This is a genomic window from Desulfospira joergensenii DSM 10085, assembly GCF_000420085.1.
Classification (GTDB): domain Bacteria; phylum Desulfobacterota; class Desulfobacteria; order Desulfobacterales; family Desulfobacteraceae; genus Desulfospira; species Desulfospira joergensenii.
On the sequence record NZ_ATUG01000002.1, the window covers coordinates 1,999,164 to 2,017,315 of the forward strand.

23 protein-coding genes and 1 tRNA gene are annotated in these 18,152 nt (G+C 49.3%); 1 reads left to right on the forward strand and 23 read right to left on the reverse strand.

The genetic code is table 11. From position 1 onward, the window contains the following. Window positions 1-6: 6 nt before the first annotated feature. From F608_RS0121955 to F608_RS0122005, 10 genes are all read right to left on the reverse strand, one after another. Window positions 7-498 (reverse strand): GNAT family N-acetyltransferase, encoded by a 492-nt coding sequence (locus tag F608_RS0121955; protein ID WP_022667856.1) that lies wholly within the window; start codon window positions 496-498, stop codon window positions 7-9. Between the two features lie 13 nt (window positions 499-511). Continuing rightward, complete coding sequence (locus tag F608_RS0121960; RefSeq protein ID WP_022667857.1) at window positions 512-1,021, reverse strand: MarR family winged helix-turn-helix transcriptional regulator; 510 nt, start codon at window positions 1,019-1,021, stop codon at window positions 512-514. Window positions 1,022-1,441: 420 nt separating this feature from the next. Further along, window positions 1,442-1,633 (reverse strand): rhodanese-like domain-containing protein, encoded by a 192-nt coding sequence (locus F608_RS0121970; RefSeq protein ID WP_022667859.1) that lies wholly within the window; start codon window positions 1,631-1,633, stop codon window positions 1,442-1,444. 124 nt (window positions 1,634-1,757) lie between these two features. Then, entirely contained in the window at window positions 1,758-3,395 is a 1,638-nt protein-coding gene (locus tag F608_RS0121975) for a hypothetical protein (protein ID WP_022667860.1), read from the reverse strand. Window positions 3,396-3,479: 84 nt separating this feature from the next. Continuing rightward, the gene (dsrP, locus tag F608_RS0121980) at window positions 3,480-4,637 is read right to left on the reverse strand and encodes a sulfate reduction electron transfer complex DsrMKJOP subunit DsrP (protein WP_022667861.1); all 1,158 of its coding nucleotides are present in this window, start codon (window positions 4,635-4,637) and stop codon (window positions 3,480-3,482) included. Between the two features lie 11 nt (window positions 4,638-4,648). Continuing rightward, entirely contained in the window at window positions 4,649-5,473 is an 825-nt protein-coding gene (dsrO, locus tag F608_RS0121985; RefSeq protein ID WP_022667862.1) for a sulfate reduction electron transfer complex DsrMKJOP subunit DsrO, read from the reverse strand. After that, complete coding sequence (dsrJ, locus tag F608_RS0121990; RefSeq protein ID WP_022667863.1) at window positions 5,470-5,865, reverse strand: sulfate reduction electron transfer complex DsrMKJOP subunit DsrJ; 396 nt, start codon at window positions 5,863-5,865, stop codon at window positions 5,470-5,472. The genes dsrO and dsrJ overlap by 4 nt, the downstream gene beginning before the upstream one ends. Window position 5,866: 1 nt before the next feature. After that, window positions 5,867-7,528, reverse strand: coding sequence for a sulfate reduction electron transfer complex DsrMKJOP subunit DsrK (gene dsrK, locus F608_RS0121995; protein WP_022667864.1), 1,662 nt, complete (start codon window positions 7,526-7,528; stop codon window positions 5,867-5,869). 3 nt (window positions 7,529-7,531) lie between these two features. Further along, window positions 7,532-8,539 (reverse strand): sulfate reduction electron transfer complex DsrMKJOP subunit DsrM, encoded by a 1,008-nt coding sequence (gene dsrM, locus F608_RS0122000; RefSeq protein WP_022667865.1) that lies wholly within the window; start codon window positions 8,537-8,539, stop codon window positions 7,532-7,534. Between the two features lie 54 nt (window positions 8,540-8,593). Next, window positions 8,594-9,109, reverse strand: a complete 516-nt coding sequence (locus F608_RS0122005; protein WP_022667866.1) for an RsbRD N-terminal domain-containing protein — start codon at window positions 9,107-9,109, stop codon at window positions 8,594-8,596. Window positions 9,110-9,332: 223 nt separating this feature from the next. On the opposite strand from F608_RS0122005, the gene F608_RS0122015 reads away from it, so the two are divergent. Next, window positions 9,333-9,848 (forward strand): acyloxyacyl hydrolase, encoded by a 516-nt coding sequence (locus F608_RS0122015; RefSeq protein ID WP_022667867.1) that lies wholly within the window; start codon window positions 9,333-9,335, stop codon window positions 9,846-9,848. A gap of 60 nt (window positions 9,849-9,908) precedes the next feature. Here the strand turns inward: F608_RS0122015 and F608_RS0122020 are convergent, their stop codons facing one another. From F608_RS0122020 to F608_RS37005, 13 genes are all read right to left on the reverse strand, one after another. Next, a complete protein-coding gene (locus F608_RS0122020) occupies window positions 9,909-10,124 on the reverse strand; it encodes a DUF3820 family protein (RefSeq protein WP_022667868.1) in 216 nt (71 codons plus the stop codon). Further along, window positions 10,121-10,372 carry a YheU family protein gene (locus F608_RS0122025; protein WP_022667869.1) on the reverse strand — a complete coding sequence of 84 codons (252 nt, stop codon included), beginning with the start codon at window positions 10,370-10,372 and terminating at the stop codon, window positions 10,121-10,123. The genes F608_RS0122020 and F608_RS0122025 overlap by 4 nt, the downstream gene beginning before the upstream one ends. Window positions 10,373-11,018: 646 nt before the next feature. After that, a tRNA-OTHER gene (locus F608_RS36300) sits at window positions 11,019-11,154 on the reverse strand. A gap of 71 nt (window positions 11,155-11,225) precedes the next feature. Beyond that, window positions 11,226-12,107: a tyrosine-type recombinase/integrase gene (locus F608_RS0122035; protein WP_027363017.1), complete on the reverse strand. Its 882-nt coding sequence runs from the start codon at window positions 12,105-12,107 to the stop codon at window positions 11,226-11,228. 52 nt (window positions 12,108-12,159) lie between these two features. Continuing rightward, a complete protein-coding gene (locus F608_RS36520; RefSeq protein ID WP_161626888.1) occupies window positions 12,160-12,636 on the reverse strand; it encodes a hypothetical protein in 477 nt (158 codons plus the stop codon). A 27-nt stretch (window positions 12,637-12,663) separates the two neighbouring features. Then, the gene (locus F608_RS36305; RefSeq protein WP_022667873.1) at window positions 12,664-12,828 is read right to left on the reverse strand and encodes a hypothetical protein; all 165 of its coding nucleotides are present in this window, start codon (window positions 12,826-12,828) and stop codon (window positions 12,664-12,666) included. Window positions 12,829-12,903: 75 nt separating this feature from the next. Then, the gene (locus F608_RS0122050; protein ID WP_022667874.1) at window positions 12,904-13,530 is read right to left on the reverse strand and encodes a hypothetical protein; all 627 of its coding nucleotides are present in this window, start codon (window positions 13,528-13,530) and stop codon (window positions 12,904-12,906) included. A 41-nt stretch (window positions 13,531-13,571) separates the two neighbouring features. Then, window positions 13,572-14,045 carry a hypothetical protein gene (locus F608_RS0122055; protein ID WP_022667875.1) on the reverse strand — a complete coding sequence of 158 codons (474 nt, stop codon included), beginning with the start codon at window positions 14,043-14,045 and terminating at the stop codon, window positions 13,572-13,574. A gap of 115 nt (window positions 14,046-14,160) precedes the next feature. Then, a complete protein-coding gene (locus tag F608_RS35235; RefSeq protein ID WP_022667877.1) occupies window positions 14,161-14,823 on the reverse strand; it encodes a DUF5131 family protein in 663 nt (220 codons plus the stop codon). Between the two features lie 831 nt (window positions 14,824-15,654). After that, entirely contained in the window at window positions 15,655-15,819 is a 165-nt protein-coding gene (locus F608_RS36310; RefSeq protein WP_022667880.1) for a hypothetical protein, read from the reverse strand. Window positions 15,820-15,830: 11 nt separating this feature from the next. Further along, window positions 15,831-16,184, reverse strand: a complete 354-nt coding sequence (locus tag F608_RS0122085; protein WP_022667881.1) for a hypothetical protein — start codon at window positions 16,182-16,184, stop codon at window positions 15,831-15,833. Between the two features lie 10 nt (window positions 16,185-16,194). Beyond that, entirely contained in the window at window positions 16,195-16,782 is a 588-nt protein-coding gene (locus F608_RS35240) for an ASCH domain-containing protein (protein WP_022667882.1), read from the reverse strand. Further along, complete coding sequence (locus F608_RS37005; protein WP_022667883.1) at window positions 16,782-17,639, reverse strand: DNA adenine methylase; 858 nt, start codon at window positions 17,637-17,639, stop codon at window positions 16,782-16,784. The genes F608_RS35240 and F608_RS37005 overlap by 1 nt, the downstream gene beginning before the upstream one ends. Window positions 17,640-18,152 lie beyond the last annotated feature (513 nt).

Below are 18,152 nucleotides of genomic sequence, written 5' to 3' on the forward strand. Positions count from 1 at the left end.
GAACACCTATAGCTTTAGTTGATAAAATTTTGTATCCACCTTCATGATTGGAAATGATTCCGGCAGGCCCTGCTTTTCAATTTCAATAAAATGATTTTTTTCGTAGAACCGGTGGGCAGCCAGGAACCTGGGAGTTGTCCCCAGATAGATCTCTTTGACGTCTTTTGCCCGGGCCCATGAGATAAGGGTTTGCAAAAGCTTTTTGGCCGTGCCGGTTTGACCGCCGCGAAAGTCTTTCCTGACAAACATCTTCCTCAGGGCGGCCATTTGATTGCCGATGTCCAAAAGGGCAATGCTTCCCACCACATTGTCCCCATGTTCAGCCACCCAGAAATTTCCCTTCCGGGATTGATAAAATTCGGGAATATTCGTTAAATCGGGCTGATCGTCTGCGGTTATGGGAAGGCCGAATTCATTTTGCTGGATATGAACAATGAGATCGATTAGAGCCGGGCCCTGTTCATTTCCAAAGGGGGATATTCTGATGTTTTTTCCCATGGTTCTCCTTGTTTTACTCCCGGTTTAATTCCGGGATCCCCTGGGCCACTTTTTCCAACAGCCGGGTCAGGGTCATCTGTTCATTCCCGGTTAGCCCATCCATGAGATGGTGGATCCGGGACCAATAGTCCGGCAGCAGAGTTTCCAGCACATCCTTTCCCCCAGGAGTAAGTTTTAGGTTCATCTTTCTGCGGTCATTCCCATGGGGAATTCTTTGGACCAGGCCATCCCTGGCCAGTCCTTCAATTAATCCCGTCATGGTGGCACGGGTTACGCCGATCTGTTCCGCCAGAATCGAGGGCCGGGTCAGTTTGTCCGGTTCCCGGTTCATGACAATGAGAATAAGGAAGCGTCCCTGGGACAGGCCGTATCTTCTGAGCAGGGTTTCAAATCCGGTTAAAAGGTCGCTTCCCACCCGAAGGAGGGTCACCGTGGCTTTAACCGATGAGGGATCCATTTCCCTGTACCGCTGGGCAAGATCTTGAAACTCCTTTTGGGTGGGTTGATCCAATAGATAAAACATATGACTTTCTGCCGGTTTATTTGATTAGCTGGCTAACTATATGGGAGCTAATCAAATAAATCAACCTTTTTCCGGCAAATGGGGTTGAAGAATGTATTTTTTAAAGGAGGAGCCCTTATCCCGGGACAATAAAATACCCGCCATGGTGACCCATGGAAAAAGAGAAATTTCCATATGCCCTGCAATGGGCTCAGGGATTGGATACAGCCGGGATAGAGGGCTCGGCCCCAGAAGGGTTGGAGAATTCCGGCCTGAAAAGGGCTTTGGTTTTTTTGTTTGGATGGCCGGCAGAGATTAGAGGATTTCCAGACCTGCCTCTTTCCATCCGCTGATTCCCTTGTCCAAAACCTGGACCCCGGTGTATCCCTGTTCCGTATATTGAGCGGCAAGACCTGCCGCTGAGCTGTCCCCGGCTCAGCCTCAGTAGAAGATAATGCTTGTATCCTTTGACAGATCCGGTTTCATCTTCTCAAATTCGCTCATGGGAATGGCCCCGGCAAGGTGGGCCTGGGCCTTGAATTTGTCGTCGTCGTAGATACAGACCAGAAGGGATAAGCCTGAGTCCACAGCGGCCTTTGCCTCTTGGGCGGATATTCGGTGTATGCGGGTCATCTCAAGAACTCCTTTAGATTAAAGTCTTTGTCCGGGGGGGAATACAGATAATGATATGCATGATCTTTTGATTATCAAATCAAAAAGAGAGGCCGGATTTGCCTGGGAACTGGAGACCGGAGGTTTAGAGGGGAATAAATCGGTCGCTTACGGGATCGAATTTTGAGGGATAACCATCAATGAAATTGACCAGGGCAGGGCAGGGAATCTGAAGAACCAGACATCCCAGGAGAGCCCGGAAAACTTGGAAAAAATATTCCGGATCAGTCCCTTTTTCGTCTGTCAGCAACTCTTCCGGATTCGGAACGGAATTGAATTTTTTTAAAATCCGATCCATCTCATCCCGGATGAGAAAGCAGACGATTCTCTGTCTGACCGGATTTTCTGCCAGGTATTGGACAACAGAGTTTAAAAAAAAGGATGCAGCCAGAAGCTTGGACTGCCCGGCTTTGTCTTTGTCGCAGAAATCGAGATGGGCCCGGATCTCAGCCCGGTAGCGGTGGCGCATGTTTTTAGGAAGATTCCGGTATCCCCGGGATTCTGAAAGATATTTTTGTTTCAGATGGAGAATCACGGACCGGGTCATTTTTTTTCTCTTGGTTCTGGGGCCGTCGTCAAAAATACTAAAGTACTCTTTCAGGCTTCTCATGCCGGGCGGGGTGAGTTCATCGGTTCCGTTATCCAGGAGAATGGACTCCACCTGGACGTCCAGGAGCCGGTCCAGAAAAAAGGGAGTTTTATCCGGTCCCAGAACCTCCAGGGGTTTGAAATAATCCTTGAGCAGGGACCGCCTTCCCAGAAGTTTTACCGGGAAATAGGGAGTATCCCTTGATACGACCAGTTTCTCATGGCCCATGGGAGAGAGGGCGGACGTAAAGGCAGGGAGGATGATAAAGGCGCCTTCAGGGGTGATTTCACTGCCATAGGCATCGGTGATGGAGGGCTTGACCGTAGTGAAATCCTCGTCCTGGCCGGCCGGAATCAAAAGATCGTCCGAGTCATGCTGTTTGGAAAAAATCATTCCGGTTTCCCTTTCAAGGGCCGTGACCCGGTTCCGGTTCCTGGCGGTCAGGCTGACGGAAAAGGGAATTTTCCTCTGGACCAGGGATTTTAGCCTTTTGTTTTTCCCTTTGGGCGCCTTGGTCAGGATGCTGTATCGGATTTTTTTTCCTGAAAGGATATCCTCAAACCCATGGGGCGGGTCTTCCCAGTCCAGGGGATCCGAGGCCCCGTAAAGGGCCAAATCCCGGTTTCCGTGCTGCCCTAAGGCTTCAAGGATCCGGACAACGGCGTCCTTAGAGAAATGGGCCCTGATCTTGGGAAGGGCCCACTCGTTGCAGCGCCGGCAGAAATTGGAACACCCCTTGGTCATCTGAAAGGTGATGGCGGTTTCAAAGAGACGGTGCTCCTGCCAGGGATGAAGGTTCAGATTTTTTGACCAGGTATTGTAATCCACATAATGAACCCGGGAGGATTGCTCCCTGAAGATTCCCCGGAGCAGCGCCCCCAGTTTTTTATCTTCCTTTTTCAGGGAGGGAAAATCTCTGGAAAACCGTTTGAATGCCGTCCGGATCTGGCGGAGGGTCTTTTCATCATTTTCCCGGAGATCCGGACCCTGAAGCTCGACCTGGTCCAGAATTTCCTGGTAGATCCGTTCGGCCCCTGCCGGATCTTTTTCATATGCGGCAACCAGAAACTGATCTTTTAGGCCGGTGAAAAGAGAATCTTGTTTTTTGGCTTTCCGGGAATCCCCTTTGTCCATGTCCTGGGTCCTTCATGGTGAAAAAAAAGGGGGGAGTTCTCAAAGAACTCCCCCCGGATAAAATTTCTAATAATTATGCCCGGATCAGCCGCGCACCTCTTCTTTTACCGTGGTGGCCAGCTTGTACAGAATGGTCAGTACAAAGAAGCCCGTGGCCCATACGCCCAGTGCGATCAGGATCTCCTGGCCTGAGGGGGCATATTCCGATACATGGTGGAGGGGGGAGGGAACAAATCCGCCGGCGATCATGCCCAGGGCCTTGTCAATCCAGGCACCCACAAAGATCATGGCGCAGGTGACCGGAAGCAGAGTGGTATTGTTCCTCAGCTTGGGAACCACCAGGAAAATGGCGCCGACACCCATGAGGATAAAGGCGGACCACATCCAGGGCACCATCATGTTATGACCGTGGAGCCCGAAGAGCAGGTACTCGGTATGCGCCTTATGGCCTGGAATTCCCGAGTAGTAGACCACAAAACACTCGCACAGGAAAAAGAAGATGTTGGCAATGACCGCATAGCAGACGATCTTGGAAAGGGTCTGCATGGCTTCCCAGCCCGGATCAAACTTGGTGAACTTTTTAATGATGTAGCAAAGAATGATCAAAAAGGCCGGGCCTGCGGCAAAGGCGGATGCCAGGAACCTGGGAGCCAGGATGGCGGTCAGCCAGAACCCTCTTCCCGGAAGGCCGCAGTACAGGTATGCGGTAACCGTGTGGATGCCGATGGCAAAGGGGATGGAAACATATACCAGGGGTTTGGTCCACCAGACCGGCTCCACCTGGTTTCTTTCCGCTTCCAGCACCTTCCAGCCCACAACGATGTTCAGAAACAGATAGCCGTTGAGAACGATCATGTCATAGAAGAGCATGGAGTTGGGCGTCGGGTAGAGCAGCACGTTCAGCATTCGGGTGGGCTGGCCCAGGTCGACCACGATGAAGAGCAGGCACATGATCAGGGAAGCCACGGCCAGGAACTCACCCAGGATGGTGATCCTGTGGAACTTTTCATAGTCGTGGAGATAATAGGGAATGACCACCATGACGCCCCCGGCAGCCACACCCACCAGAAAGGTGAAGTTGGCGATATAGAATCCCCAGGTCACGTCCCGGCTCATTCCGGTGATCACCAGTCCGTTCATAAACTGGTCAATATAGGCAATGCCCGCTGCTCCCATGACGGCGAGCAGAAAGACTATCCATAACCAATAATTTTTACTTCCTTTAATAGCTATCTCAAGCATACTCGCCTCTCTTAAACGATGTAGTAAACAGAGGGCTCGGTGCCCAGGGACTGTTTACGTCTGATTGTATAATTTTCAGCCAGAAGTGCCCGAACCTCGGATTCAGGATCTTCCAGGTCCCCAACCACAATGGCTCCCTCAGAGGCCTCGACGCAATAGGGTTGCTCCCCTTGGGCCAGCCGCTCTGCACAGAGATTGCATTTTTCCACCACACCCTTGGTTCTTGTGGGGAAGGTGGGGTTGGTCTCCGCGATAAAGGGCCTGGGATCCCTGAAGTTAAAGCTTCTGGATCCAAAGGGGCAGGCAGCCATGCAGAACCGGCACCCGATGCAGCGGTGAAAGTCCATGATCACGATGCCGTCTTCCCGCTTGAATGTCGCCTGGGTGGGGCATGCCTGGACACAGGGGGCATTCTTGCAGTGGTTGCAGGTGACCAGAAAGGGCAGGTGCTGGAATTTTTCAGCCAGAAACTCATCTTCCTTGTCCGGGAAGGCATTGTGGAAATGTTCCTCCCATATCCACTTGATCTCCTGGGTCTGCTTGGCCGGACGGATGCCGGGATATTTTTCCTCGTCCACCTCATGGGCGAAGTCGGGTACGTTATGGGCTAAATGGCAGGCTTCCCTGGCCGCTTCAGCCACTTCCTCGTTCAATTTGTTGGTATCGATCACCATGCCCCAGCGGCCGGCATGGAGGGCCTCTTCATTCTTGCTCTTAACGGCATGGGCCGGGCCGTGAGAATCAGATGCAGCAAAGTTCATTGCCGGAGCAGCACCCAATCCCATGGCAGCAATTCCCGCTACTTTTAGAAAGCTTCTTCTGCTCTTTTTCATCATTCAATCTCCTTGGGGTTTGTGTGACAGTCCCAGCAATAGGGGCGCACGGATGCGTAGGTGTGGCAGGAATCACAGAATTTGGCCTTGTCTTCATGGCAGCCCAGGCAGGAATTTTCCCCTGTGGAAAGGCTCATGTTAAAGGTGTGGCCGTTGGCTCCCGTGTATTTTCTGTCTGCATCCCTGACCACGGAGTCCCGCCATTCATCCAGAAGGGACATATGGTTGGCCCGCATCTCATATTTGCTTAAAACGCATTTTTTCTCGGTCTTGGCCTTGCCCAGAAGTTCGGGCTCCGGAGCCGCAGCCGTCTCTGTCACGAGATTGAACCAGAAGGGAGAGAGTACGGCCAGGACAAATATCACAAGTCCGACAACAATTGTGTTCTTATTCATCTTATTCCTCCTCCTCGCATCCGGGTAAGGGTTCCATCCTCAGGTCCTCGGTTCTTTCCTTTTCACCCGGGAGAATCAAGGCGTTGCCCACCAGCTCGTGGACACCGGCCACCTCAACCTCGGGTACCCAGTATTCGCAGAGTGTGGAAAGGGCGGCCCGGTCAATGGCACAGATGGTTCCCAGGGTGTTGACCCCGTATTTTTCATGGACATGCTTGAGTGCCGTGGCCCGGGGAAGGGCCCCTGCCATCCTCAGTTCAATGTTTTCGCCGGCATTGAGGCCTGCGCCTGAACCGCAGCAGAAGGTCTGCTCCCGGATGGTGTTGGGCGGCATCTCATAGAAGTTGTCGCATACGTTCTGGATTACGTACCTGGGTTCGTCCAGAAGACCCATGCCCCTGGACGGGTTGCAGGAGTCGTGGAAGGTCATGACCCTATTGGAGTTCCGGCTCTTGTCCAGTTCCAGTTTGCCGTGCTTGATCAGGTCGGCCGTAAATTCGGTGATATGGACCATCTTGGTGGATTTGGCGTTTTCAAATTTGGTGCCGGTAATGGGGCTGACCGGTTCTTCCAAAAAGTCGGCAGGGCCGTTCATGGTATCCATGTACTGGTGGATGACCCGCCACATGTGGCCGCATTCCCCGCCCAGAATCCATTTGACGCCTAAGCGTTTGGCTTCCATGTACATCTTGGCGTTGAGCCGCTTCATGGTCTCATGGGAGGTGAAGAAACCGAAGTTTCCTCCCTCGGAGGCGTAGGTGGACCAGGTCACATCCAGACCGTACTTATCCTTGAGGTACTTGAACAGGATAAGATACCCCTGACAGGTGTAGGTGCCGGGGTCGGCAAATACGTCTCCGGAAGGGGTGATAAAAAGGATGTCGGCCCCTTTTTTCTGGAACTGGGGGGTACAGTCCACGCCGGTGATCTCCTCGATGTCTTCCACAAAGAACTCGAGCATGTCCTTGAAGGCATGGGGCTGAATGCCCAGGTGGTTCCCGGTCTGGTAGCAGTTGGACACCGGGGTGGCGATCCAGTCGATGTTGAGGCCCAAAAGGTTGAGCAGTTCCCGTCCCATGATGGTGATTTCAGCAGTGTCGATGCCGTAGGGACAGAAAACCGAACAGCGGCGGCATTCCGTACACTGGAAAAAATAGTACCACCATTCTTTGAGTACATCCATGGTCAGGGGGCGGGCTCCGTTCAGACGCTGGCCTCCCGGAATCTTCTGGAGGATTTTCCCGGCCGTGGTGAAATCGTTCCTGTAGACCGATCTCAGGAGTTCGGCCCTGAGGACAGGCATGTTCTTGGGATCTCCTGTACCCAGAAAGAAGTGGCATTTGTCGGCGCAGGCTCCGCAGCGGACGCAGACGTCCATGAAGACCTTAAAGGTCCTGAATTTTTCCAGGCGCTCTTTGATTCCTTCATGGAGGATCTGCTGCCAGTTGTCCGGCAGTTTCCAGTCTTCCTCGATGGGGTTCCATTCCCTGGCATTGGGAAGACCCAAGGTCTCCACACTTTCCGCCTTGGCCGCGTAGCAGTACATGCCCGGCCGGATCTGGACGGATTTGGTGGTATCCAGCCAGTTGCCCGGCTCTGCCGGAGATCTGGGGCTGAAATCTATCTTATCTAACAGTTCATCCGGTTTTAGTTCGTCAGCCATTGGTTACTCCTTCTTATCCACTGGGAGGCCCGCTTCAATCATTTTCTCTCTGAAGTGATCCTCATACTGTTCATAGGTATGGGTCGGCACGTCATAGTTCCAGGGGTTCACATGTCTTACGGCACGGGTATTGTTGGCCATATTCCTCGTGGGACTCAGGAAGATGCCGCCCATGTGCATGAGCTTGCTTAGGGGAAAGTAAGCAAAAAGAACGGAAACCAGGAACAGATGAGCGTAGAAAAGCCCCCCGACGCCTTCGGGAATAACGGGCGAAAAGGTCACAAGCCCCATGGTCAGGGACTTGATGCCGATGATATCCACTTTTGTAAAATACCGCATGGCAATCCCTGTACCGGCAATGGCGATGATCAGGAACAGCGGGAAGTAGTCTGCGGCCTGGGAAATATAATTGACCTTTGCGTCAAGAACCCTTCTGGCCAGCAGGAAAAGTGCGGCTCCCAGAAGAACTGCGCCGGACAGAAAAAGTCCGGGAAGGCCGATCTGGACAATACCGTCAAAGTATTCCAGCCATTGAAGGCAGGAGGGAACCGGGGATGTGAAAAATCTGAAATGCCTGAGCAGAACCACCAGGAACGCATAATGGAATGCAAGGGCACCTGCCCAGAGAAAAATTTCCCAGGAATAGGTGAGCCGATTGGATGCATTCCGGCCGAAAGCTGCTTTGGTGTTCCTGAACAGGGACCTGAAGGCAAAGATCTCCAGGAGCATGCGGATGAACACGCCGCCGGAAGTGTCAGGGTTGTCAATGGTGTTCTGTTTGATCCAGGGTAATGACTTCTGTTGCCCGCAGGTCGTGGGGATCCTGAACGGTACAGCAGAGGATGCCCAGCCCAGCACTTTTTTAACAAAGCCTGCCAGGAAGGCTATCACCGCCAGATAGGGAATTACAATCCCGAAGAACCATTGAAGCCCTGCTCCCTCTACCCCAGTGTATGCCACTAGAAAAAGCAGAAAAACAGCTGCAAGGGGGACCAAGTACTTTTGATTCATAATGTTAACCACCTCATCGTTACGTATGACAAACCTTACATTTTGTCATACATGTTAAGATTTATATGAGCCCAGAAGATCCTCTTCCTTGAGCTCGGCTACTAAACCTGCCCTTTCAAAGGCCCTGTGAATGCGTCTTTTGCTTTCAGTGGCCTTTAAAAGGAATATTTCTTCTTTGCATTTCAGGAGTTTATTGAAACCGGCCAGGGCGATATCGTCCACCATCCGGTAGAAATCGATTAATTGGTCCGGTTCAATGAGGGTGTCACCGATTGTTTTCAAGGCAAAGATAAAACTGACGGCATCGGCTGCTGAAAAAGCCTGGACCGCCCGGATACGGATCAGAGGATCCAGGGCCTTTTCCAGGGTTTCCCGGCTTGCCTGGTCCGACAAGAGATCCAGGACCTTTTCCAGGGTTTCCCGGGTGACCGCCCCTACAGGATTGTCAAAGCGGTCCGCGTCTTTGCCCAGGATTCTAGCGCTTTCCTGGGGATAGGTTTCAATGGTTGCCTTGAACCATTGTTTTAAGAATTCCTGCTTTTTTTCTTTAACTGCTTGTTTTGCATCCATATTATTTTATGCCGGTAATTCTGGCGAAATCTTTCATTCTCCATGGGGTAAATTTTAGAAGGATATAAACTTCCTTCTATTTTATGTCAACCCCAGGATTGCATAAAAACCAGATAACTCCCTTATTTCTGCACATCTATTTTCTGTTTATTTTTATCGGAAAATGAGGTATCTAACCCTAATCTTATTTCATGATGATGAATTAAAAATAAAGAAGGTAGTTATGAAAAAAATTGTCTTGGCTCTGGCCTTTTGTCTTTTGGTTGCTTCAAACGTGTTGGCAGACCCCTATGGTATCTCCCTGGGATACGGGGAGGGAAACGGCGGTATCGACGTCTACCGGATCGGGTTTACAAGGGATTTCTCAGCCCAATGGTTTGAAAATGAAACCGGCTTTCTGTCCGGCTATTTTGAGCTTTCCTATAATCACTGGAGCCATGGGGGCGATGATGTAAACGGCGGGGCTATCTCTCCTGTATTTGCCTATTATTTTGAAACGGGCAACCCCACGGTCCTTCCCTATGTGGAAGCTGGAATCGGGGTGGCCTATATTGACGAATATAAAATCAACAACCGGGACCTGAGTTCCCATTTCCAGTTTGAGGACAGGATCGGTGTCGGGATCAAGATCAAAGCCTTTGACCTGAATATGCGGTATATGCATTATTCCAATGCCGGCATTGAAAATCCCAACGACGGAATAGACATCCTCATGGGTACCCTGGCCTGGTCTTTTTAATCTTTTTCCTGCCGGAGGGCACCTGATTTTAGATTTTCAGGACGGAAAATCAAAGTCGATTTATCTGAAAAGGGTTTCAAGTCCGTTTCTTTTGATTTCATAGACGGTCCGCAGGAGTTCCCCGAGTCTTCCCTCGGGGAATCCTTTTTGGGAAAACCAGACCAGGTAGGTCTCCGGAAGATCAACCATGCGCAGCCCCTTGTATTTCCCAAAGGGCATCCTTGCGGTTTTCAGGGCAATAAAAGCTTTTTTATCCGGTTCAAGGGGGATGCTCATGGGATATCCTTTAAAACAGGATCACTGCTTCTTAAGATGTTGCAGGTCCCGGATACCGGGTCAAAAATTAGAACAGCCTTGCCCGATTGGAGCTGGTGAAGGACCTGGGCGATTTTAGTCTCCAGCAGGACCTCTTTTTCTCCATAATCAGTGCCGTCCCGGGTGACAAATTCTTCAATGACACCCTGAAGGGCTTCAGGGCTCAGCTGTTCATATGGGATTTTAACTGCGGCCATTTTGATCTTCATGGATTTTGTTTAAGAACAAAAGTGGGCTGAAACCCGAATCCGGTTTCAGCCCGTATTTCTATTGATGGCGGAGAAGGAGAGGTTCCAACCCTTGGCACAGGTTTTCCCGTACACTCGCCTAACAGGGAAAAAGGAATGATTACCAGGCCATTGCCGCCATTTCCAAACCTGATTTTTTGAAAATGGCCTGCAGCGGAATCAGAAAGCAAAACCACCGATTTTATTCGTTCGCTTCCAGCAGATCTTTGCTATCGGCGCTGATCAATTTCTGGCAATGATGACAAACCATGTTCAGTCTTTCTACGATCCCTTTAAAAAGAAATTTTCCACAGTGAGGGCACCGGTAATTTTTGAGATCGGGATCACTTACCATGGGCGGTATGATGGGGTCTGTTATATTTGAGTTTTGCATTTTTTCTCACTGTATGAATTTATCAAGTGGGGCTGAATTAATATAAGCATAGCCCGGATCAATGCAAGATCTTTAAAAAGGGATCTGAGTTTTTCCCGGGCGTATCTGTTTGTTTTTTTCTTTTTCGTGGGGTCTAAGGGACACCGGAAAAAGAGCGTTTTTTAGAAAAGTACAGACTTGGAATAAAATACGGGCTGAAATCCTGAATTGATTTCAGCCCGTATAGCTTTTTTGTGGCGGAGAAGGAGAGATTCGAACTCTCGGTACAGGTTTCCCCGTACACTCGCTTAGCAGGCGAGTTGTGTATCATCCGGCATTCCAGGCTGTTTTCAGGATTCCTTATTTTACAGGCGTTTTGATTGCCTTCTTCCTGCCCGACCATTCCGGTTCGTGCCTTAAAATCTTGTAAAAGGTCACACAAAAGGTCACACCTTGAGGCCTTCATATTGACTCCGGATAACCGATCAATTTGCCAGTGTTCTGAGTCGGTCTTTCTATGGTTTCAAAGTTGTCCTGATCCAGGGCGCTCAGTCCTTTAGCCAAATTCATGTTGATGATTGATTTGAGATAGGTATCCGTGGTGGAGGCTCTCTTGTGCCGGAGGATTTTTTGCATATCAGCAACTGAATACCCGCAATTTAAAAACAGATGGGCGGCTACGTGGTGCCTGATCGAATGAAAACCAAAAGGTTTGATCTGCCTTTCCTCTGGCCTCGGCCTCCATCTTCCGGCCTTGTCTTTTGTGAAGTTGATGGTTCTGAATATCCTGGGCAGGATTTTATCCAATGTTGTTTTTGGCAACTGCCCCCCGTTATTCCCGGGGAAAACATAGTCACTTTTTGCAATTTTGCTCCGGCGATAAAGAATTTCATAGAGACTATTATTCATCTCCAGGCTGGTCCTGTCCATGGACCCTCCCTTTCTTTTCCTCGTGGAAAACCATACTATCCTGTTGGAGAAGTCACAGTCCGCCACTTTGAGGCGACGGATCTCCACAGACCGGGCCAGGGAATGATAAAATGTCCGAATCAGATCCTTTTCAAACCCGTTTGCTACTTTGAGGGCTGTAAGAATATGCTCCTTTGGCGGCACATACTTTTCAAATGGATCGTCCGCATATTTTTCGATGGGGGTCATTGGATTGTCGAAAATGAGTTTTCTATTCAGCATCCACAGAAATAGCGTGTTCAGCTCTCGCAGTTCCCGGTTTGCTTTTTTCCCGCCCTTGGTATCATATAAGTTATCGAGATATTCTTCTATATCCAGCGTCGTTATAGGGAGGGGCAGATCCTTACGCCAGAAGCCCAGTAAATTTTTGATCATGGCTTTTTTATATCGAAAGGTATTGTGGTTTTTGCAGCGGGTTCGAACCTGTTTAAGATATGGAGTCGATGCCTTCGAGAAGGTTAAAGGGGTCTTCTTCTTCGGCGGATGAACCTGGGTCTCCTCGATCTCCTTCCAGTGATCCTCCTCCCATGCCGAGGCCGCAGTTTTTGTCTTGAAGCCTCTTTTTACCTTCCTGTATTGAAAGGATTCCGGACTGATTTGCTTCCAATGCTTGAATTCCAGGAGGCGACTGAACTCTTCCCCCTTTATAACCTTCTTGACTATCCCGGCCCAGCAGTTGAGCCTTTTGTCTTTGGATGGCATCCTTTTCCTTTTGAGAATAGTCCCTGTCAATCAAGAACGCAAAAATGTCCTCTATAATAAAGCGAGCCGATTTTAGATTCCTGCCCTCGGCTACAAAAACCTTCGGATAATCTTTCCAGGTCTTTTGCAGAGTTCGCTCCTCGACCTTCAATACCTTAGCAAGGGTATGAAAGTCAATCATATGAGAGGACTGTTCGGTCAATCTTAACTCCTGGGCGTATCCTTTTGATTAATGATTTTGAAAGGGATTGATAGTGTTACTTTCATTTTCAATGGCCGCTTTAATTAAACTGACCATTTCCTTAAGTTTATTGCTCTGATCTTCAGTGAAAACCGTATCATCAGAAACAATATCCTCTGCCTTTTTTAAAAGTTCTTCTGTTTGCCAGTTCATTTAAGAAAACCTCTCGTAAAAATTTCCTTTACAATATAAATTCAATCGTTTATCTTATGTTTACGGTCTCCTTTTTTACCGGAAAGGGGCCCTGATTGCAGGCCCCGGTGGTTTCCCGACCCCGGGGCCATTTGTTTCTATATTTTTAGGTGCCTTCACTTTTTCAGGAGGGGGGCTTGACAGAAAGCCACCCATCATGAGTACCCCGTTTATATTCCCAAATAAAAAGGAGACAATACATGCAAAACTGTTTATGCTGCAGAGAAGATATCCCAACTGACAGGCCGAGGAAATGTTCAGTACCAGGCTGTCGTAAAATATTTCGAGGTAGAGGCTGGGAAGGGATTGATGCCCATTGGAGATCGAACCACGAAGAAATAATGACCTATGAAGAATTTTGGAATTCATTGTGTCATGAACATAAAAAATGAATCCATGTCCGATTGATATGTTTTTAATTTCGCCAAGATTTCTCAACACCGTTGGGTTGACTTTGAATTTTGTTGGAGTATCAATTTTATTCTTCTGCTCTTTGCCGATAAGGATATCCCCACAAGGACTATCAAAGGAAAAGCGTGTCTTTAAACCAAGGCCATATGATCCAATGTTAAAGAATCGACCTACTTCGAAAGTTCTCATAGGTGCAGTTTTTCTTATTCTCGGTTTTCTCTTGCAGTTTATTTCAATTTGGCTTTGAGTCATTTCATTATCTTTGATTTGTTTTAAGTCAGCTTTATACAGAGTTAAGTTGCTTTTTCAGCCCACGGTAAAAGATTCGGCATCGTCCGTTTTTCATATGCCACCTGGATCTGGGGGGCCATATAGTCCCCAACCGTGGATCCGTCCGGGAGCATGATATGGGCCATGAATTCATCTTCTATTGTCGTAATTCCGACCTCCACGGCCTCCAGCTTCGCTTTAATGACCAGGGCCAGGGCTCTCCATCTCTGGCGACAGGCTTTTTCCCATTCTTTAAGGGCGGCTGCCTCTGATCTCTCCTTTCCGGTTGGTGTTTCTGTAAAATCTGAGTCAGATTTGTCAGGAAGAGGAAGGGTGAATTTGATCTGCCGGCCGCTCATTGTGAATCCGATCATGGCCTGGGCCTGGTCCCAGCCCGAGATAAACTGATCGGCCCCGTACCTCTGCAAGGTCTTCTCTATCTCGGCTTTGGATTTTTCCACGCTGACGCCGGTGTTTTCTGCGTATCTGGGCATCATCCCTCCTCCTAAAAGCAGATGATTTCCGGGAAACCAAAGACCCATTGATCAAACAATGGGTAATTGACCCAAATGTACAAAATCAGTGAGAGCAAAAACACGATCCATAAAAATTTCATTTTGGAAACTCCTTTATCCTTTCCGGATATCCGTAATTATCTTTTACCCAGACCTTGGCACCCTTATTTTTGGCAGTTTTGAATAGGGTGTATGCCCATTCCATTGGTGTTTTTTTTGCGCCCCGGTTTGAATTGGCTCCAATGATGATCCACTTGATGCCAAATAGGTCTGATTCAACCGGGCCAAGCAAAGGTTCAAATGATAAGAACCGGTTTATCCCGCAATAGGCACTGGTGGCCCATACAAGCTTATGGCGGTTGTCCGCCGTTCTCTCTGTACCGTCAACCGTTGTGCCGAACCAGCAATTGTTTAGCCCCATCAAACTGAAGTCTGCATATCTTTCCGGATTTTTGGTGAGGAACAAAAATGTATGGCGTGGATTCTCCCTGACCTTATCCAGGACTCTCTGGATCCATTCATCGGGGACCCAATCGCCAAACATATCGGTGCTGGATCCCGTGAAGATGACAGCCGGTTTCTTGGGAAAATTCGACTGCAGGTGCTTCTCTTTGATCTGGAGTTCTGCCATGGCAGGGTAGCGCTTCCAGAAGCCCTGCATGTAGCAGTAAGGGCAGTTGTGCTGGCACCGGCCGGAGATTGGATTATAGGTGAAGTCGCAGTAGTCTATTTTTCCGGGGCCTTGTTTATTTAGCTTCATATTCCTCCTGGGACAACCACGCCCTTTCAATGATTTCACACACCTTTGCCAGGTTTTTTTTTGAAAGCCCAACCAGGCAGGATTCAGACACTCCGATCTCTCCGTCCAAGATCGCGTTCTTCAAGTATTCCCAAATGCAGCATAGGTAATAATCAGTGAAGAAGACTTCTACTATTTGGCCGCAATCTTCGCATTGCCGATACCGAGAGAGTTGCCAGTCAGGTTCATACGTATCCACTCTGAAAAAATGGGTTTCCCCTGGCATGATGGAACCCCCACATTCTGAGCATTCACATTCTCTCGATGCTTGGTGGGTCCGCTTGTCGATTAAAATTTTATAATCCAAATCGCAGTCAACTGAACAATCCACTTCGCATGAACACTCCATAATTAAGCGATCCTCCTTTTTAAAGGGCCTTGTTTATTCAGCATCGTCATCCTCCTGATGCCGCCATAACCTTTCAATGATTTCACAGACCCGTTCCATGTTGTTTTTGGAAAGGCCGACCAGACAAGATTCTGACACGCCGATCTCTCCGTCCAGGATGGCATCTTTAAGGGATTCCCATATCTCTCCGATAAAATAGTCGTTGAAAAATACGGTTGCGATCTGGGTGCAATCGCTGCATCTCCGATACCGATCAAGTTCTAATTCTGGATATGACCGGTAAGTTTCGCAAAAATGAGGTTCTCCAGGAGCAATAACTTCTCGACACTCATCACAATCTCTTTCTCTCGGTGATTTATGGGAATCATTCTTAATGAAAGGTTTACAATGATAGTCGATGTCAGAATCCAAATCACAATATACCGTGCATGAACACTCCATAATTAAGCGATCCTCCTTTTTAAAATGATCTGACACTCGATATTATCCGGGCAATTGTGCGCCCAGATAAGTTGATTGTATTTTGTCTGCCGGTACCACTTGCCCATAAAATTCCCGGTGTATTGATCACCGTCCAGCATGAAGTCGAACATATTGAGAAGGAACACGGTTGCCTCCTTTAAAATGGGCAGAATTCAAAGTCACAGAATTTGCAAGTGTTCTGGGCAAAATCCAATTCTAAATTACACTCAAGGCAAAACATGGAATCGATGGTGGTCTGATTCTTCTCTGCCATGTTCGACTGAACCATTTCTAAGTAAGCCAGGTCCTTTAATTCGATTTGCGCCTGCTCCTTCAACCAGAACTTCAACAAGATCTTGGCATCGTTACTGGCCATGATCAGCATCCCCTCGATGGCTTTCAGTCTAAAGAGAACCTCACTCTCCTCATAATCACCCTCTTTAAAAGAGAATGCGGCTTGGGCCTTCCCGAGTTTTTCAATCAGGATTTCTGCCTCTTCGATGTGATTCATGCCCTCTCCTTTATCCATTCAGCCACTTCACGGCATCATCATAAGCCTGTTCAAAACCTTCTCCGAATCTCGACCACAGGGCCTGTTTGTACCTGGCCGGAAGGGCCTTATAACAACCGAGACAAAAAGCATTCCTGGCTTTTTTTTCGGCTCCGCACTGGCATTCTTCGCCTTTGAACTGATCGATGTACCATTGCCGGTCCGGGATCAGGGCAGGGGGCGGCCACGGGACATTGAAAACTCCTTGCTGCCCTTTGTAAGGATGAAAAGTCACGGTTTCCGGATCCTCAAAAACATAGCCTTTGGGGCCGCAAAACCATGGTGAGGTATGCTCGGTCACGCAGTCCACCATGTTCACCTTGCCGACGATCCCGCCGCGCAGATCCTTGGAATCCAGGACCGGCTTTTCCAGGTGCGGGAAGTTTTCGATGATCCAGTCAGCTCCGTCATTGTCGAAGGTCAGGGAGGCGTGAATCAGAACCGGTCCCCGGTGGTTCCAGGGCTTGGGCCGGTTCTCTACCGGTTTGTGTCCGAGTACGAGCATGGATGCCCATGGCTGATGGGATGATATTGCTTTTAAAGTAGATTTGTTGTTCATTAATTCCTCCGGATGTATCGCTGTTTTTGATGGTCCCTGCAGCCATCACCATTTTCGACGGGCCTGCAGGATTCCATGGTTTTGTTCAGGGCCTGGAAAATAGCGTTTCTTTCCAGGATAGGGGTCCGGGCCAGGCGATTGACCCAGCGATCCCTTTTCCGCTTGATCCTCTCCCGGTCCCGAAAAGTCTCCCCCAGGTAGGAGTAATCGTGGAGTTTTTCCGGGACCGGGTAATTGAACCAAATCCATTCCGTTGCCGTGCCCTGCCGGGTCTGGGCCTCAAAAGAATAGGTGTTCCACCCTGGGAGCATTTCCTGATATAGCGATGACCAGTACCCGGAGATCATCACCATGCAGGGCAGGATTTTTAGGGTTTTTAAAAGTTCGATGTGCTGTTCCCGGGTGTATTCATATTTATAGAGTCGGCCGCCTTTCCGGGTTTCAAGCAGGTATGGGGGATCGGCATAGACCAGGACATTTCCGTCAAGCTCATTCATCCTCAGTTTTTGCTTTAAGAACCTGGTCGCATCGTCACATACCATGGTGAAGGCCTCCGGTACCGCATCGCCGGTCCCGGGGTGACCGGATCCGGATGTGATTGCCCGGGACCCCACCGCATTTTTGGCGATACCTTCCGGAAGGCAGTTCCATGACCGAAGGACATCCGGATCGATGTCAATTCCGATGTTTGTTTTGGCTGGCCGTTTATATCTCATGATTGCCCCGCTACCACGGTGTGTTTCAATATAGGTGTCATGGGGAGGCATCAGGTTGATGATCCTCTGATAAACCCCAGCCCCGCCTTTGCCGCCCGGGTAGCTCGAGCTGATATCTATGATTTTGTCGGTGCCGGCCATCAATCAACTCCCTGCATAGAGCCCGTCCTAAACGCCTGATCGCACTTGACGCAATCGAACGGGCAATGTGGCCGATCTGGAACTTCAACCGGAACATCGTATTCGCCATAGATATTCGGAAGTGTTTTTTTGCACCCTTTAGGGCATGCAAGCAGACCACAGAACAGGCAACCACAGACTCGGCATTTCTTGATTTTGATGATCATAACAGCCCCAATATCCTGCGGCATGCCGGGCACATGGATTCATCATCCCTGGAACGAAAAACAGCTCCACACTGGACACAAACGCATTCTTTACTGGGTTTGTAATGCTTGAATGATACCAACCAGGCCTTGCCTATGACGTGCTGCCGGCAAAATGCCTGGTAATCAGGCCTGGTCATGGTACCGATGGGTCTGGAAATGATTAAGCAGGGCAGGGCGGCGTAAGCTTCGACGCTACCCGGGGAATTTGAATTTGTGTGGAAACGAAAATGGAAAACCGGTTGATCCTGGACGGATTTTCCGGTTT

What these genes read in the sequence shown, in the direction of transcription:
- F608_RS0121955 (WP_022667856.1), bottom strand. Translation starts at nt 498, where the DNA reads ATGGGAAAAAACATCAGAATATCCCCCTTTGGAAATGAACAGGGCCCG.
- F608_RS0121960 (WP_022667857.1), bottom strand. Translation starts at nt 1,021, where the DNA reads ATGTTTTATCTATTGGATCAACCCACCCAAAAGGAGTTTCAAGATCTT.
- F608_RS0121970 (WP_022667859.1), bottom strand. Translation starts at nt 1,633, where the DNA reads ATGACCCGCATACACCGAATATCCGCCCAAGAGGCAAAGGCCGCTGTG.
- F608_RS0121975 (WP_022667860.1), bottom strand. Translation starts at nt 3,395, where the DNA reads ATGGACAAAGGGGATTCCCGGAAAGCCAAAAAACAAGATTCTCTTTTC.
- dsrP (WP_022667861.1), bottom strand. Translation starts at nt 4,637, where the DNA reads ATGCTTGAGATAGCTATTAAAGGAAGTAAAAATTATTGGTTATGGATA.
- dsrO (WP_022667862.1), bottom strand. Translation starts at nt 5,473, where the DNA reads ATGATGAAAAAGAGCAGAAGAAGCTTTCTAAAAGTAGCGGGAATTGCT.
- dsrJ (WP_022667863.1), bottom strand. Translation starts at nt 5,865, where the DNA reads ATGAATAAGAACACAATTGTTGTCGGACTTGTGATATTTGTCCTGGCC.
- dsrK (WP_022667864.1), bottom strand. Translation starts at nt 7,528, where the DNA reads ATGGCTGACGAACTAAAACCGGATGAACTGTTAGATAAGATAGATTTC.
- dsrM (WP_022667865.1), bottom strand. Translation starts at nt 8,539, where the DNA reads ATGAATCAAAAGTACTTGGTCCCCCTTGCAGCTGTTTTTCTGCTTTTT.
- F608_RS0122005 (WP_022667866.1), bottom strand. Translation starts at nt 9,109, where the DNA reads ATGGATGCAAAACAAGCAGTTAAAGAAAAAAAGCAGGAATTCTTAAAA.
- F608_RS0122015 (WP_022667867.1), top strand. Translation starts at nt 9,333, where the DNA reads ATGAAAAAAATTGTCTTGGCTCTGGCCTTTTGTCTTTTGGTTGCTTCA.
- F608_RS0122020 (WP_022667868.1), bottom strand. Translation starts at nt 10,124, where the DNA reads ATGAGCATCCCCCTTGAACCGGATAAAAAAGCTTTTATTGCCCTGAAA.
- F608_RS0122025 (WP_022667869.1), bottom strand. Translation starts at nt 10,372, where the DNA reads ATGAAGATCAAAATGGCCGCAGTTAAAATCCCATATGAACAGCTGAGC.
- F608_RS0122035 (WP_027363017.1), bottom strand. Translation starts at nt 12,107, where the DNA reads ATGATCAAAAATTTACTGGGCTTCTGGCGTAAGGATCTGCCCCTCCCT.
- F608_RS36305 (WP_022667873.1), bottom strand. Translation starts at nt 12,828, where the DNA reads ATGAACTGGCAAACAGAAGAACTTTTAAAAAAGGCAGAGGATATTGTT.
- F608_RS0122050 (WP_022667874.1), bottom strand. Translation starts at nt 13,530, where the DNA reads ATGACTCAAAGCCAAATTGAAATAAACTGCAAGAGAAAACCGAGAATA.
- F608_RS0122055 (WP_022667875.1), bottom strand. Translation starts at nt 14,045, where the DNA reads ATGATGCCCAGATACGCAGAAAACACCGGCGTCAGCGTGGAAAAATCC.
- F608_RS35235 (WP_022667877.1), bottom strand. Translation starts at nt 14,823, where the DNA reads ATGAAGCTAAATAAACAAGGCCCCGGAAAAATAGACTACTGCGACTTC.
- F608_RS0122085 (WP_022667881.1), bottom strand. Translation starts at nt 16,184, where the DNA reads ATGAATCACATCGAAGAGGCAGAAATCCTGATTGAAAAACTCGGGAAG.
- F608_RS35240 (WP_022667882.1), bottom strand. Translation starts at nt 16,782, where the DNA reads ATGAACAACAAATCTACTTTAAAAGCAATATCATCCCATCAGCCATGG.
- F608_RS37005 (WP_022667883.1), bottom strand. Translation starts at nt 17,639, where the DNA reads ATGGCCGGCACCGACAAAATCATAGATATCAGCTCGAGCTACCCGGGC.